The sequence below is a fragment of the Bacillus inaquosorum genome (genome assembly GCF_023238325.1).
GTDB lineage: Bacteria > Bacillota > Bacilli > Bacillales > Bacillaceae > Bacillus > Bacillus inaquosorum.
Window position 1 is genome coordinate 752883 of sequence record NZ_CP096592.1, and the last position, 15864, is coordinate 768746.

The window sequence follows — 15864 nt, forward strand, 5'->3', positions numbered from 1 at the left end:
AATGAGTAATTCTCATTATGCGAATCATGGAGCTGAAATTGCGGTAATCGGTATGGCAGGCCGATTTCCGGGAGCAAAAAACGTGCAGGAGTTTTGGAGCAATTTAAAAAATGCGAAAGAGACGATTTCTTTTTTCACTGATGAGGAGCTGAGAGAAGAGGGAGTTAATGAAGAGCTGCTGAATGATCCGCGATTTGTCAAAGCAAAAGGAATTGTGGAGGATGTAGATCTGTTTGATGCCGGCTTCTTTGATTATACGCCGAAGGAAGCTGCCATGATGGATCCGCAGTTCCGTATCTTTCATGAATGCGTGTGGACGGCCTTGGAAGACGCCGGCTACGATCCTTTCACTTATAAAGGGCAGATCGGCCTTTATACCGGAGCGGGCCTCAATGCAGAATGGGTGCTAAGGGCTCTTCAGGGGGCAAAGTCTGGAGAAGACTCAAAGACGCTGGAAACAGCCGTTTTGAATATGAGAGATTACATGGCAACACTTATTTCTTATAAGCTTAACCTGAAAGGGCCGAGCATGATGGTGCAGACTGCTTGCTCAACCTCGATGGTCTCTATTCACCTTGCTGCTCAGGCTTTGTTAAATGGGGACTGCCATATGGCGGTTGCAGGCGGAGTCTCTATCCGCCTCCCACAAAAATCCGGGTATCTCTACCAAGAAGGTATGATCCATTCTCCAGACGGGCATTGCCGCGTCTTTGATGATGAGGCGGCAGGCACAGTATTTGGAGACGGGGCAGGAGCGGTCATTTTAAAAACGCTTGAAGATGCTGAAGCAGACGGAGATCATATTTATGCTGTAATAAAAGGTACTGCGATCAATAATGACGGCAGCAGAAAGGTTGGATATACAGCGCCGAGCACCAAAGGCCAGGTAACAGCGATTAAAACAGCCCTGCACATGGCCGAGGTGGAGCCTGAAACCATTACCTATGTCGAGGCTCACGGCACAGGGACGACACTCGGTGATCCGATAGAAATTGAAGCATTAAAACAAGCTTACCAAACGGACCGTCGCGGCTACTGCAGAATTGGTTCTGTCAAATCCAACATCGGTCATTTAAATGATGCATCTGGTGTAGCTGGATTTATGAAAGCAGTTCTAAGCTTAAAGCATAAAGTGATTCCGCCGACTCTGAATTTCGAAAAGCCAAACGCCAAAATTGATTTTGAGCAATCACCATTTGTCGTCAATACGAAACTCACCCCTTGGGAAGAAAATGAGTTCCCGCGCAGAGCGGGCGTTAGCTCATTTGGCATTGGGGGAACAAATGCCCATGTCATTTTAGAGGAAGCGCCGGCACAGCAAAAGGCAGCGGAAAGACATGACGCTGAACTCTTATTGCTGTCAGCCAAAACACCTGCCGCTTTAAACAACATGACAGACCGGCTGTCAAACTATTTCGTGAAAAATCCGCAGGCCAATTTGGCAGCCGCGGCATATACCCTCAAAGTAGGGCGTCATTCGTTTCCTTATAAAAAAGCGATTGTGGCAGCGGATGTGCCTGAGCTTCTTCAGGCTATTCATGAAAATGACTATGAGTCTGTTAAAACCGGCAGCTCTCAATCTGCAAGCCGGCCCGTTGTCTTTCTTTTTCCGGGACAGGGGGCGCAGTATGTTGATATGGCTAAAGGGCTTTACGATACTGTACCGATTTTTAAGGAAGAGCTCGATGCCTGTTTTGACATATTAAAAAATCATATGGACACAGATCCGCGCACGGTGCTTTTCTCTGACAATAATCAGCATGATGCAAAACTGATTAACCAAACTGAATATACGCAGCCTCTTCTGTTCTGTATCGAATATGCACTTGCAAAAATGCTGATCCACTGGGGAATTAAGCCGAAAGCAATGGCGGGACACAGCATCGGTGAGTATACGGCTGCAGCCATTTCCGGTGTGCTCTCATTGGAAGATGCTCTTGACATCGTCAGCTATCGAGGGGCAGCACTCCAAAATCTGCCGTCCGGTTCTATGCTTAGCGTTTCCTTAAGCGAAGCAGACATCAAACCGTATACAGACGGAACCATTTCAATCGCTGCTGTGAATGCATCGGATTCATGTGTTGTATCAGGAGAATCAAGTGCGATTGATGCATTGGAAAGGAAGCTGAACGCGGAAGGACACGGCTGCAGAAAGCTTCATACATCACATGCCTTCCATTCGTATATGATGGAACCGGTTTTAGAAAGCATGAAACAAAAGCTCTCAGCCTATCAATTTAAAAAACAAAAGATCCCGTTTGTCTCAAATGTAACAGGAGACTGGATCACTGATGAGGAAGCTGGAGATCCGTCATATTGGGCTGATCACTTGCGGGGAACCGTCAGATTTATGAACTGCGCAAAACGCTTAAAAGAAGAGCTGGATCCAATTTTTATAGAGGTCGGCCCTGGAAATGCGCTGCGTTCGTTTGTCAGCAAATTGTATCAGGCAGAGGACGAGCAGCACATTGCAATCCAGCTGATGAGGCATCCAAAGGAGGCAGCTTCTGATTACCGTTACTTGCTGAGCAGACTGGGTGAGATATGGCTGCACGGGGTGCCGGTCGATTGGACAGCTTTTTATGATCAGGAGCAATGCCAGCTTATTCCGCTTCCAACGTATCCTTTCGAAAGAGAAAGATATTGGATTGGCCGGACAAATGAACAGTCGGGAACACTGGTGGCAGAAAATTTTCAGCTTTTGGTGCCTGAGCAAGCAAATGACGGGCAGACAGCGGATACAAAATCAGATGTTCAATTTAATGAGACAGAGGCAGTCTTGGCTGCTATGTGGAAGGACATTCTCGGAGTCAAACGTGTCACATTAGATACCCATTTCTTTGAAACAGGCGGGCATTCATTGAACGCCACTGGTCTGATTTCCCGCATTCACAAGGAATTTGGAGCGGAGCTTACGTTAAGCGATGTGTTCCAGCACCCGACAATCCGTGCGCTTGCCGCACTTATTGAGCGCTCTGACAGAAATCAATATACATCCATTCAGCCTTCAGAGAAAAAAGACGTATACAGGCTGTCAGCGGCACAGCGGAGAACGTATTTGATTCATCAGAGAATCGGGCAAGTCACCACATATAACATGCCGATGGCTCTTTTGTGCTTCGGAAAAATTGATGCCGCCCGCTTTGAGGACACATTCAAAAAGCTGATCGAAAGGCATGAAACACTGCGTACAACGTTTGAAATTAAGGATGGAGAACCTGTGCAGAGAATCCATCAGAACTTTGATTTTTCGATTGAACAAACCGAAGCGAAAATGGATGAGCTTGATGACGAAATCAGTTCATTTATACGGCCATTTGATCTTAAGGTCTCTCCATTAATTCGGGTGAAATTCGTCAAAATTGAGGAAGAAAAACATGCGTTGCTTGTTGATATGCATAATATTGTGGCGGACGGCGCCTCGATGAATATTTTTATAAAAGAATTTACCCAATTATATAGAGGGGAACAGCTCCCGGAAAAAATCATTCAGTATAAAGATTATGCGGAGTGGCAGCAGACATTTTTTAATAGTGACATGTTTAAACGCCAAAAAGAGTATTGGCTGAAGCAGCTTGAGGGCGAAGTGCCTGTGCTGAATATGCCTCTTGATTATGAACGAAAGGAACAAAGCTTTTTAGGCAGGGCAATTAAGTTTACAATCCTGCCTCGCGTTTTAGAAAAGCTTGAGAAAATCGGAGAGGCGCAGCAGCTGACCAACAATGTCATCCTGTTTCAGCTCTATGCCATGCTTTTGTCCAGCTATACAAAACAGCAGGAGCTGATGATTGGGTCATTGGTGGCAGGCCGGCGTCATGCGGATATTGAGAATACGATCGGCATGTTTACAAACTTTTTGCCGATCAAAATTCATTTGAATCCTGAAGAGTCGTTTGCCGGCAACCTTCAACACACAAAACAAACTCTGCTTGAAGCTTATGACCATCAGGATTATCCATACGATCAAATGGCAGAAGCGCTGCAGCCGGTGATCAAGCCGAACCGCAACCCTTTCTTTGATACCATGCTGATCTATCATAATGAGTATGACCCGAATATAAAAATAGAGGCTGGCGGATTAACATTTGAAACATACGAATTCGCAAAGGGCATTTCAAAGCTTGATATGAAAATGGACGTCGTGAAGGAAGTGACGGGAGAGCTTAAATGTGTGCTTCAATACAACCGGTCCCTTTTCACTCATGAATCCATGCAGGCATTTGTTTCTCATTTTATCTCTCTTGCTGAAAAAGCTGCAGAAGAGCCTGAAAAACGCATAAAGGACATTCCGGTGCTGAGCCAAAAAGAGCAGGAAGAGGCCGAGCGGAAAAGGGAGAGAGAGTCAAACCGAGTCATCTCGTGCCCATTAACCATCTGTTCCAATTTTACAGCTGATCCGATTGTGCCTTACCTAAAATGGTGGGGCGAACAGTTTGATATCAATCTAGATATAAAGCTGTCTCCTTACGGTCAGGTGTTTCAAGAATTGCTTAATGAAGAAAGCTTGCTGTCACGGCAAAAAAATGGTGCCAATCTGCTGTTGATTCGCCTTGAGGATATGGCAGGGGATTCAGGTCTTTCTTTGGAAGAAAGAATGGCTCACGTTCAATATAATTCAGATGAACTGCTCGCCATCATGAAACAAAAGAAAAAGGAAGTGCCTTATTTCATTGGATTGCTTCCGCTGGAAAATGTGAAAGAGCAGGAGCTCCGGGACATCCTTGTGCAATCCCAGCAGAATTGGATCGCGCAGCTTGCTGGAGAAACGGATGTACATTTGATTGATCTCCGCCAGCTGCATCAAACATACCAGCTTGATGCCATATTTGACCCGCAAAGTGAAAGAGCGGCAAGAATACCGTTTACTAAAGAATTTTATGCGGCGATGGGAACACGGGTGGCACGTGAGTTTGCGGCATGGCTCAAACCGCCATTTAAAGCGGCCGCCATCGATTGTGACGGCACTTTGTGGAGCGGTACCGTGTCTGAAGCTGGTGCGGAAGGGGTCATGATTACTCCTGCCCACCGAGCGCTGCAGCAATTTTTAAAGAGAAAACAAGAAGAGGGTCTGCTCCTTGTGCTTTCAAGCAGAAATAATGAAGAAGACGTCTGGAATGTGTTTGAACGTCATCCAGATATGATTTTGAAGAAAGAGGACTTTGTCCTGTCCCGCATTAATTGGAATGAGAAAGCCAGAAACATGAAAGAAATGGCCGATGAGCTGAACATTTCAGTGGATCGGTTCATATTCTTAGATGATGATCCGGCTCAATGCCTGGAAATGAACGAACGCCTGCCAGAGGTTCTGACCTTGCTTCTGCCGTCTGATACAGATTCTATTCCGATGTTCTTAGACCATGTCTGGGCATTTGACAGGTTCAGAGTGACAGAAGCTGATCAAAAGCGCACGGAACGATATTTGGCAGCGCAAGAAAGAAAAATAGATTTGAATACGTCCCGTTCGCTTGAAGAATTTCTTTCCGGCTTACACTTGCGTATCGCCTTGACTGAGATGACAGAAGAGCATTTGCCGCGAGTTGCTCAGATGAGTGCGAGAATTAATCAGTTCAATATGAATCCGTCAGTCTATCGTGAAGAGCAGCTTGCCCAGCGGCTCAATACGGACGGCCATATCGGCTGGATCGTTGAAGCAGCGGACAGATTCAGTGATGAAGGCATCGTCGGTGCAATCATGGGAATCCGAACAGAAGATTCATTAAAGCTAGATACTTTTCTGCTTAGCTGCCGCGCACTAGGCAAAGGAATTGAACATAAAGTGCTGTCAGGCCTTGCTTCATATGCACGGGATAAACAGCTTGCGACGTTGTCCTTGGAGTATAAGAAATCAGAAAAGAACCGGGCTTTTTCTGAGTTTTTGGCTGAGCATCGCTTTAAGGAAGAGGCTGGCCCCTTAAAAACGGTTTATCACATAACCGTCGATGAGGTAGAGGATCAAAGCGGACATATCGAATGGGCATCCTCTTTACAGCCCGCGCCTCGCAAAAAGGAGAAAGTGATTGCTGATGGTGTATTGCAATCCGCTTTAATGGAAAACACAAACGCTCATTGGGAAGTGCTGCATGCTGAAAAATCCTTGCATTCTCCATATTTAATGGCCTTAGATACCAATCAGCCAGAGCATTTGCGGGCTCTGTTAGTGAAGGAACATTTAGGGGCTGAAACAGAAGATAGCGGGCCGGAGACAGAACAGCAAAAAATTCTCTTAGATATTTGGAAGGAAATTCTTTACCTGGATTATGTAGGAATTGACAACGATTTCTTTGATTTAGGAGGAAATTCGCTGCTCGCTGTCAAAATGGAAGTAGAGATGGAAAAGAAAGGCTGGTATGTTGATGATTTGAATCTTGCGAAAAAACACACGATAAGAGAATTATCTAAATATATGAAGAGGGAGAATCAGCATGCATAAAGATATTAAAGCAATATTTGATGAAGAAAAGGTTTTGGCAGAAGCTGCCGTTATATATGGATTTACTAGAGATCAAGTGCAGTTTTTAGCGGATGCGGAAAACTATGTGTATGAGTTTGCCAAAGACAATGAATCTTATATTTTAAAGATTACACACACCATTCGCCGGTCGCCGGATTACATTATGGGAGAAATGGAATGGCTCCATCATCTTGCTGAAGGCGGGCTTTCAGTCGCCAAACCAATCCCGTCGTTAAACGGTAAGGATGTTGAGGAAGTGCCGGACGGAAACGGCGGAGCATTTTTATTGAGAGTGTATGAAAAGGCGCCGGGTCATAAAGTAGACGAATCTGAGTGGAACGAAACCCTATTTTTCGAGCTTGGCAGATATACAGGGAAGATGCACAGCCTGACAAAAAGCTATAAACTGAGCAATCCAAGATTTAAAAGACAAGAGTGGGATGAAGAAGAGCAGTTGAAGCTCAGAAAATATGTCCCTGAAGATCAGACAAAGGTTTTTCAGCAGGCAGACGATTTAATGAATGAGTTGCGGCAACTGCCAAAAAAACGTGACAGCTACGGCCTTGTTCACGCAGATCTTCACCATGGTAATTTTAACTGGGATCATGGGAAGATCACTACATTTGATTTTGATGATATCGGGTACAACTGGTTTGTGAATGATATCAGCATTCTCCTCTACAATGTACTATGGTATCCGGTTGTCCCATATGAAAATAAAGCAGCCTTTACAGAAGAATTTATGACGCATTTTATGAAAGGGTACAGGGAGGAAAATGAAATTGCCGCCGAATGGCTCAAGAAAATCCCGGATTTCCTCCGCCTGCGCCATATGCTGATTTATGGATTGCTCCACCAAATGTTTGACCTTGATTCAATAGGAGAAGAAGAAAAAGAAATGCTGAAGGGATTCAGAAACGATATCGAAAATCAAACGCCGATAACCGAATTTGACTTTTCGAAGTTAGCTTAAGAAATTTGCGCCGATCCTTTCTGGGGCGGCGCTCCTTAATAAAAAAACTCCGGCAGTGAGCCGGAGTTTTTTATTTTTGTTCTAAAATGGCAAAAATGTTTTTTGCCTGCTGCGTATTGTCGATAAGCCCCTTCCATTTTTCTTTTCCCGGACCGTAAGCATAAACCGGTACGTCTTCCCCGGTGTGGGCTAACGTCGTCCAGCCTGAAAAAGACCGTTTATCAAAAATCAATTGAATGCTTTTTTGGACAGCAGCTGTATTCGATTGTGAGGCTGCGTTTTTAACCTGATTGATCTCATTTTCCGTCAGCTTTATATCAATATAAGTGCTGAGCACTTTTTCGGCATCTTGGCCTTCAGCGATCTTCTCTGCCATATAGCCCGGCGTTTTTTTAGCGGCGATGATTGGGGAAGGATCCCATTTATAGCCGGTCTCGCGCGTCATTCCCTCTGCGCCGTAAGAGAACCCGCCTGTAGAGTGGTCAGCTGTAATAATAACCAGCGTTTCTTTATCTTTTTTCGCAAAATCCAGAGCAGCTTGAACACCTTTCTCGAAATCTTCCATTTCGCTCAAAGCGCCCACCACGTCATTTTCATGGGCTGCATTGTCAATATTGCTTCCTTCCAGAAGCATAAAAAAACCGTTTTCGTTCTTCTGTAACTGAGTGAGTGCCGCTTCTGTCATGTCTTTTAGAGAAGGTGTACTGTTCTCTCTGTCAATCGCTTTATCTAATTCTACTTCTCCAAACAGTCCGAGCAGCTTATCGTACTGATTTTTTTTCAGGTCTTGCTTTGTGGTCACATAATGATAGCCGTCTTTTTGGAATTCTTCAGCAAGATTTCGGTCATTGCGAATGAAATACTTCGCTCCGCCTCCCAGTAAAACATCAACCTTATGAGATCCATTAATCCGTTCATCATAGTATTGGTCAGCAATTTCAGTGTAGTTTTTCCGTGAGACGTTATGTACGCCGAAAGCAGCGGGAGTGGCGTCGGTTAAGTCCGAAGTCACGACGAAGCCGACGGACTTCTTATTCTCCTTGGCAGCTTCTGTTACGCTTTTGAGCTGCTGATGATTGTTGTCTACAGCAATGGCATCGTTATATGTTTTCGTTCCGGTTGCCATGGCGGTTGCAGCAGCCGAAGAGTCAGTAATATTGTCTCTGGGATCGTTAGGATGTGTCATCTGCATGCCTGTTAAATAAGAGTCCCATGCTGTTTGGACGGGGGTGTTCAGCTTTTCGCTTTTTAATGTCCTATAGCTGTTAATCATTGGCATACCCATTCCGTCTCCGATAATTAAGATAATATTTTTAGGATTCTTGCTGCTGCTCTTGGATGATTGAGATTGAGGAGGGGACATGAATTCTATTATGGCAAAAATACTTAAGAAAGCAGTCAAAATGAGGGCGACAGTTACTGTAAACCGGGCTTTGGTAATGAGGAACATCTCCTTTTATTATATTTATTTACTAATATGTATTTTATTTGAAAGTAATAGAGACTTCAATGTTTTTTTCGATGACAGCGAAAAGCCAATGGGATTCATGTCCCATTGGCTTTTATAATGTATCACACTTTACGCCGACTACGCCTTCAATGTCTTTAATGTCATAGTAGACATCGGTCGTGTATCTGTTTTTATGGACGCGGACCTTTACTTCCATGATCGGAAATTCCTTTTCGCCCAGGTCGTCGATCCGGACGGAGTGTGTTTTGATATCTCTTCTTTTCATTTCTTTTAAAATCTCTGTCATTTTGTCCTTATCAGAAAGCGACATTCTGATGCGGATGTCTTTTTCCTGCAGGCGGTCGGGACCGATTTTTCTAACCACCCATGGCAGAAATTCTACGCTGATCAGGATGAACAGAAGACTGGCAAACGCTTCTTTATAAAATCCGGCTCCCGTTGCCAGCCCGAGCCCCGCAGCCCCCCAGATCATAGCCGATGTCGTTAGGCCGGAAATGACATCGTTGCTTTTCCGCAAGATGACACCGGCTCCGATAAACCCGACGCCGGAGATGATTTGTGCCGGCAGACGCAGCGGGTCCATCATGATGCGGTAGTATTTAGGGAAATGATATGCCGCATTAATACTGACGATCGTCAGCATGCATGAGCTGACGGCGATAACGATACAGGTTTTTAATCCGAGCGGCTTATTTTTTAATTCGCGCTCAAGCCCGATGACCATGCCAATCAACGTGGCAATGCCCAATTTTAATAAAATATCAGGATCAATGTACCAGCTCAACAGCAACTTCCCCCTTATCTAAGGTGTTTTTAAATAAATATGATTTTCTCACAGTATTTATAGCAAAACAAGGGCACAAAAGCCACCAAGCTGCGCTTGATGGCTTTTTGATTACTTTTTGCGTTTTAACAGCTTTTCCATAACACCAAATAATCGGTAAGAGGCTTTTGCAGGACGCTTTGTAATCATGCTGACTATGATGCCGGCAATCATACTGAGGATGAACCCAGGGATGATTTCGTACACGCCGGTTGATTTTGCCAGGCCGGTTGTAATCCAGATCAACACGGTCACAGCCCCGACAATCATCGCAGCAAGCGCGCCCCATTCGTTCATCCGCTTCCAATACAGGCTGAGCAGAATCGCAGGCCCGAAAGCTGAACCGAAGCCGGCCCAAGCATATCCGACTAAATCAAGAATGGTGCTGCTCGGATTCAATGATAAGAGAACCGCTATAACAGCAATCACTAATACGGACAGACGCCCGATCATGACCAATTCTTTATCGGAAGCCTTTCGTCTGAAATACGTCCGGTATAAATCCTCTGTCACAGCACTTGCTGTTACCAAGAGCTGTGAGGAGATGGAACTCATGATCGCAGCTAAAATAGCTGACAATAGGAATCCTGTAATTAAAGGGTGAAACAAGATTTTAGAGAAGATTATGAATATCATCTCCGGATCTTTTACAGCAACTCCGAATTTATGGGCATAAGCAACACCGATCAAACCTGTCAGCACGGAACCGAGAACTGAAATGATCATCCAGCTCATTCCGATTCTGCGCGCAGGCTTTAAATCTTTAATGTTTTTAATGGCCATAAATCGGACGATAATATGAGGCTGACCGTAGTAGCCCAAGCCCCAGGCTAAATAGGAAATAATGCTAATGACGCTCGCGCCTTTAAAGATATCCAATAAGTGTGGGTTAACAGCGCTGATTTCATGGAAAGTCGGAGTAACGCCGCCCACATGGGTAAAAGCAACGATCGGCACAAGCACTAGTGCTGCAAACATGATCGCACCCTGCACGAAGTCAGTCAGACTGACAGCAAGGAAACCGCCAAACAGTGTATATAACACGACTACTGCGGTAGTCAGAAACAAGCCTAATTTGTAATCCGCGCCAAAAGCAGATTCAAACAGCCGTCCGCCAGATACCATACCCGAAGAGGTATATAATGTGAAAAAGATCATGATAACCAAAGCAGATACGATTTTCAGCAGTGATGAAGAATGCTGGAATCGTTTATCAAAGAAATCAGGAATCGTAATGGCGTCATCTGCCGCTTCCGTATAAGCTCGCAGTCTTGGAGCCAGCAGCAAGTAGTTTGAGTACGCCCCGATTGTAAGCCCTAAAGCAAGCCATAAGGTTGACAGCCCTGTCGCAAACATCGCGCCGGGAACACCCATCAGCATCCATCCGCTCATATCCGCCGCGCCGGCAGACAAAGCAGTGACAAACGGTCCGAGACCTCTTCCTCCAAGCATGTAATCGTTGATGTCAGTGGTTTTCTTAAATGCATACCAGCCGATTAACAGCATGGCAATAAAGTAAATTCCTAACGATATAATAATTTCAATACTCACGTTTTACCCTCTCTTCATTTCTAATAATGTTGCATCACCTCTCAAATTGATGGTGCCAGTTAAGCAGCCTGGCGCAAGTGCAAACCGAAAGCAATTCTTTTGCGGGTGCACTTGGTAACTTAACCTAACAAAGTATTCCCGGCCATTCAAGCGATGAAACATGGATCATCAGTGGGAAATACCGCTGCTAACCTAGAAGGGAATAAAGATTAAAACGCTTTCAAAAAATAATTAAAGTAAAAATTTTCAGAAAAATATTTCGTTTCTCCTTCGCCTCTTTTTAGTATAAAATATATAGGGTATTGTCTCGAAAACACAGGCCTGTCCTAAGGCGTTTTGTTGCTTTAAAGGGCTTGTTTTTGATATGATCAGTATTATATGACTTAACGGAGAAATATGTGGAGGTGGATCATATGTCACGAATTTCAATAGAAGAAGTAAAGCACGTTGCGCACCTTGCAAGACTTGCGATTACTGAAGAAGAAGCAAAAATGTTCACTGAACAGCTCGACAGCATCATTTCATTTGCCGAGGAGCTTAATGAGGTCAACACAGACAATGTGGAACCTACAACTCACGTGCTGAAAATGAAAAATGTCATGAGAGAAGATGAAGCGGGTAAAGGTCTTCCGGTTGAGGACGTCATGAAAAATGCGCCTGACCATAAAGACGGCTATATTCGTGTGCCATCAATTCTGGACTAAAGGAGGGACACAAGAATGTCATTATTTGATCATAAAATCACAGAATTAAAACAGCTCATACATAAAAAAGAGATTAAGATTTCTGATCTGGTTGACGAATCTTATAAACGCATTCAAGCGGTTGATGATAAGGTACAAGCCTTTTTGGCATTAGATGAAGAAAGAGCGCGCGCGTACGCGAAGGAGCTTGATGAGGCGGTTGACGGCCGTTCTGAGCATGGTCTTCTCTTCGGTATGCCGATCGGCGTAAAAGATAATATCGTAACAAAAGGGCTGCGCACAACATGTTCCAGCAAAATTCTCGAAAACTTCGATCCGATTTACGATGCTACTGTCGTTCAGCGCCTTCAAGACGCTGAAGCGGTTACAATCGGAAAATTGAACATGGACGAATTTGCCATGGGATCATCTACCGAAAACTCAGCTTACAAGCTGACGAAAAACCCTTGGAATCTGGATACAGTTCCCGGCGGTTCAAGCGGCGGATCAGCGGCTGCGGTTGCTGCGGGAGAAGTTCCGTTTTCTCTTGGATCTGACACAGGCGGTTCCATCCGTCAGCCTGCATCCTTCTGCGGCGTTGTCGGATTGAAGCCTACATACGGACGTGTATCCCGTTACGGGCTGGTCGCATTTGCGTCTTCATTAGACCAAATCGGGCCGATTACCCGTACAGTTGAGGACAACGCATTCTTGCTACAAGCGATTTCCGGTGTAGACAAAATGGACGCTACAAGCGCAAATGTGGACGTGCCTGATTTTCTTTCTTCATTAACTGGCGACATCAAAGGACTGAAAATCGCAGTTCCGAAAGAATACCTTGGTGAAGGTGTCGGCAAAGAAGCGAGAGAATCTGTTCTTGCCGCGCTGAAAGTGCTTGAAGGCCTCGGCGCTACATGGGAAGAAGTGTCTCTTCCGCACAGCAAATATGCGCTGGCGACATATTACCTGCTGTCATCTTCTGAAGCGTCAGCCAACCTTGCACGCTTTGACGGCATCCGCTACGGTTACCGCACAGATAACGCTGAAAACCTGATCGACCTTTACAAGCAAACGCGCGCCGAAGGTTTCGGAAATGAAGTCAAACGCCGCATCATGCTCGGAACGTTCGCTTTAAGCTCAGGCTACTACGATGCGTACTACAAAAAAGCGCAAAAAGTGCGTACTTTGATTAAGAAAGACTTCGAAGACGTATTTGAGAAATATGACGTCATTGTCGGTCCGACTACACCGACACCTGCATTTAAAATCGGTGAGAACACGAAAGATCCGCTCACAATGTACGCAAACGATATCTTAACGATTCCGGTCAATCTTGCCGGCGTACCGGGAATCAGCGTGCCATGCGGATTAGCAGACGGACTTCCGCTCGGCCTGCAAATCATCGGAAAACACTTTGACGAAAGCACTGTATACCGCGTTGCTCATGCATTTGAACAAGCGACAGACCATCATAAAGCAAAACCTGAACTGTAAGGGGTGAAAAGAATTGAACTTTGAAACGGTAATCGGACTTGAAGTCCACGTTGAGTTAAAAACAAAATCAAAAATTTTCTCAAGCTCTCCAACGCCATTCGGCGCGGAGGCGAATACGCAGACAAGCGTTATTGACCTCGGATATCCGGGCGTCCTGCCTGTTCTGAACAAAGAAGCCGTTGAATTCGCAATGAAAGCCGCTATGGCGCTCAACTGTGAGATCGCAACAGATACGAAGTTTGACCGCAAAAACTATTTCTATCCGGACAACCCGAAAGCGTATCAGATATCTCAATTTGATAAGCCAATCGGAGAAAACGGCTGGATCGAAATTGAAGTCGGCGGAAAAACAAAACGCATCGGCATCACACGCCTTCACCTAGAAGAAGATGCCGGAAAACTGACGCATACAGGCGATGGCTATTCTCTTGTTGACTTCAACCGCCAAGGAACGCCGCTTGTTGAGATCGTGTCAGAGCCGGATATCCGCACGCCGGAAGAAGCGTACGCGTATCTGGAAAAGCTGAAGTCCATCATCCAATATACAGGCGTTTCTGACTGTAAAATGGAAGAAGGCTCACTTCGCTGTGACGCCAATATCTCTCTTCGCCCGATCGGCCAAGAGGAATTCGGCACAAAAACAGAATTGAAAAACTTGAACTCCTTTGCGTTTGTTCAAAAAGGCCTTGAGCATGAAGAAAAACGCCAGGAGCAGGTTCTTCTCTCCGGCGGCGTTATCCAGCAGGAAACTCGCCGTTATGATGAAGCAACGAAGAAAACCATTCTCATGCGTGTCAAAGAGGGATCTGACGACTACCGTTACTTCCCGGAGCCAGACCTTGTCGAGCTTTACATTGACGATGAATGGAAGGAGCGCGTAAAAGCAAGCATTCCTGAGCTTCCAGATGAGCGCCGCAAGCGTTATATCGATGAGCTTGGCTTGCCTGCATATGACGCGATGGTTCTGACGCTGACAAAAGAAATGGCTGATTTCTTTGAAGAAACCGTTCAAAAAGGCGCTGAAGCCAAACAAGCATCTAACTGGCTAATGGGTGAAGTGTCAGCTTATCTGAACGCCGAGCAAAAAGAGCTTGCTGACGTTGCGCTGACACCTGAAGGCCTTGCCGGCATGATCAAATTGATTGAAAAAGGAACCATTTCTTCTAAGATCGCGAAGAAAGTGTTTAAGGAATTGATTGAAAAAGGCGGCGACGCTGAGAAGATTGTGAAAGAAAAAGGCCTCGTGCAGATTTCTGACGAAGGCGTGCTTCTGAAGCTTGTCACAGAGGCGCTTGACAACAATCCTCAATCAATCGAAGACTTTAAAAACGGGAAAGACCGTGCGATCGGCTTCCTTGTCGGACAGATCATGAAAGCGTCCAAAGGACAAGCCAACCCGCCGATGGTCAACAAAATCCTGCTTGAAGAAATTAAAAAACGCTAATAAAAAAGCAGCCCGCAGGGGCTGCTTTTTTGATGGTCAAAGCGAGATGAAGACAGAGATCAGAGCCCGAAGCTTTTCAACTTCTTTGTCATTGGTCCCGGTCAAATTGGACAGCATGCCTTTAATAATCGGCTTGCGCGGTTTATCCTGAGACAGTTCTTCCTCGATGACATCCAGCGACACGACGATATCCTCAGGCAGCGTGCTGTTTTCTTTCGCTTTCTGAATGTCCTCAAGCAGCTGATCTTTCCCCACAGGCATCGGGCTGAAAATGTCTTTTGGCACAATGGGATTGAGGGCTGAACGGCTCAGCCCCTGTACGAGGTCATCCAATCTCTCGATGATAAAAGCTGAGATTTCTTCTGCATCGATGTTGAGCTCTCCGTTAAAAACCATCACATTCATATAGGAATGCACAATGCCTCTTGCCATGATGGAGAGGTCTGCGACGTACCGCTCGATTCCTTCGCCATAAGACGCCAGCAAGGCGTTCCGGTACAGTTTATCCGTCTCCATGGTTACTTTGTAAAAGTATTGCTTGATTTCTTGATTCTCCGGAATGATATTTTCGGTAAGCAAAAGAACGATAAAATCTTTATGATCGCGGAAATCTTCAAATTGAGCGCCAATTTGCTTTTTCAGCACTTCCTTAGGCGGTTCTCCGGCGAGATCTTCTTCTATATTCTTCATTTTTTTCATAGACATGCCAATGTAATATTCACAGGCAGATAACAGCAGCGCTTCTTTTGATTTGAAGTGCAAATAAAAAGCGCCCTTCGAGATACCGCATTCACTGGCGATTTCCTGAATCGTCGTAGCTGCGAATCCTTTTTTCGCAAATAAATGAATGCTGGTTTTTATGATTCTCTCTTTTTTTTCATTCATGACGTGCTTCCCCTTAATCCTTGAAAAATTTAGTAAAATTTTCTGGTATATGAGTTGACGTTGTTGCATTATAACGTTTAGTATTATAT

At 45.1% G+C, this 15864-nt stretch carries 8 protein-coding genes and 1 pseudogene; 5 read left to right on the forward strand and 4 right to left on the reverse strand.

Features of this window, described 5'->3' with window-relative positions:
• Nucleotide 1 precedes the first annotated feature (1 nt).
• Both M1M80_RS03745 and M1M80_RS03750 read left to right on the forward strand, forming a co-directional pair.
• Nucleotides 2-6430 carry a type I polyketide synthase gene (locus M1M80_RS03745; protein ID WP_060398086.1) on the forward strand — a complete coding sequence of 2143 codons (6429 nt, stop codon included), beginning with the start codon at nucleotides 2-4 and terminating at the stop codon, nucleotides 6428-6430.
• Nucleotides 6423-7424, forward strand: a complete 1002-nt coding sequence (locus M1M80_RS03750; protein ID WP_060398087.1) for a phosphotransferase enzyme family protein — start codon at nucleotides 6423-6425, stop codon at nucleotides 7422-7424. The genes M1M80_RS03745 and M1M80_RS03750 overlap by 8 nt, the downstream gene beginning before the upstream one ends.
• Before the next feature lie 70 nt (nucleotides 7425-7494).
• Here the strand turns inward: M1M80_RS03750 and M1M80_RS03755 are convergent, their stop codons facing one another.
• From M1M80_RS03755 to opuE, 3 genes are all read right to left on the reverse strand, one after another.
• Nucleotides 7495-8874 carry an alkaline phosphatase gene (locus tag M1M80_RS03755; RefSeq protein ID WP_080428966.1) on the reverse strand — a complete coding sequence of 460 codons (1380 nt, stop codon included), beginning with the start codon at nucleotides 8872-8874 and terminating at the stop codon, nucleotides 7495-7497.
• 112 nt (nucleotides 8875-8986) lie between these two features.
• Complete coding sequence (locus M1M80_RS03760; RefSeq protein WP_072181537.1) at nucleotides 8987-9685, reverse strand: MgtC/SapB family protein; 699 nt, start codon at nucleotides 9683-9685, stop codon at nucleotides 8987-8989.
• A 105-nt stretch (nucleotides 9686-9790) separates the two neighbouring features.
• Entirely contained in the window at nucleotides 9791-11269 is a 1479-nt protein-coding gene (opuE, locus tag M1M80_RS03765) for a proline transporter OpuE (protein ID WP_060398089.1), read from the reverse strand.
• Nucleotides 11270-11682: 413 nt separating this feature from the next.
• Between opuE and gatC the strand changes: the two genes are divergently transcribed.
• The 3 genes from gatC to gatB are packed head-to-tail and all read left to right on the forward strand — an operon-like array spanning nucleotide 11683 to nucleotide 14890.
• Nucleotides 11683-11973, forward strand: coding sequence for an Asp-tRNA(Asn)/Glu-tRNA(Gln) amidotransferase subunit GatC (gene gatC, locus M1M80_RS03770; RefSeq protein ID WP_003219442.1), 291 nt, complete (start codon nucleotides 11683-11685; stop codon nucleotides 11971-11973).
• Nucleotides 11974-11988: 15 nt separating this feature from the next.
• Nucleotides 11989-13446, forward strand: coding sequence for an Asp-tRNA(Asn)/Glu-tRNA(Gln) amidotransferase subunit GatA (gene gatA / locus M1M80_RS03775; protein ID WP_003240095.1), 1458 nt, complete (start codon nucleotides 11989-11991; stop codon nucleotides 13444-13446).
• 13 nt (nucleotides 13447-13459) lie between these two features.
• A complete protein-coding gene (gatB, locus tag M1M80_RS03780) occupies nucleotides 13460-14890 on the forward strand; it encodes an Asp-tRNA(Asn)/Glu-tRNA(Gln) amidotransferase subunit GatB (RefSeq protein ID WP_003240092.1) in 1431 nt (476 codons plus the stop codon).
• On the opposite strand, the pseudogene M1M80_RS03785 reads toward gatB, so the two are convergent.
• Nucleotides 14887-15775, reverse strand: a pseudogene (locus M1M80_RS03785) (TetR/AcrR family transcriptional regulator). The gene gatB and the pseudogene M1M80_RS03785 overlap by 4 nt on opposite strands.
• Nucleotides 15776-15864 lie beyond the last annotated feature (89 nt).

Excerpts from the sequence above, each read along its gene's own strand:
- gatC (WP_003219442.1), top strand. The coding sequence starts at position 11,683 with ATGTCACGAATTTCAATAGAAGAAGTAAAGCACGTTGCGCACCTTGCA.
- gatA (WP_003240095.1), top strand. The coding sequence starts at position 11,989 with ATGTCATTATTTGATCATAAAATCACAGAATTAAAACAGCTCATACAT.
- M1M80_RS03755 (WP_080428966.1), bottom strand. The coding sequence starts at position 8,874 with ATGTTCCTCATTACCAAAGCCCGGTTTACAGTAACTGTCGCCCTCATT.
- M1M80_RS03745 (WP_060398086.1), top strand. The coding sequence starts at position 2 with ATGAGTAATTCTCATTATGCGAATCATGGAGCTGAAATTGCGGTAATC.
- M1M80_RS03750 (WP_060398087.1), top strand. The coding sequence starts at position 6,423 with ATGCATAAAGATATTAAAGCAATATTTGATGAAGAAAAGGTTTTGGCA.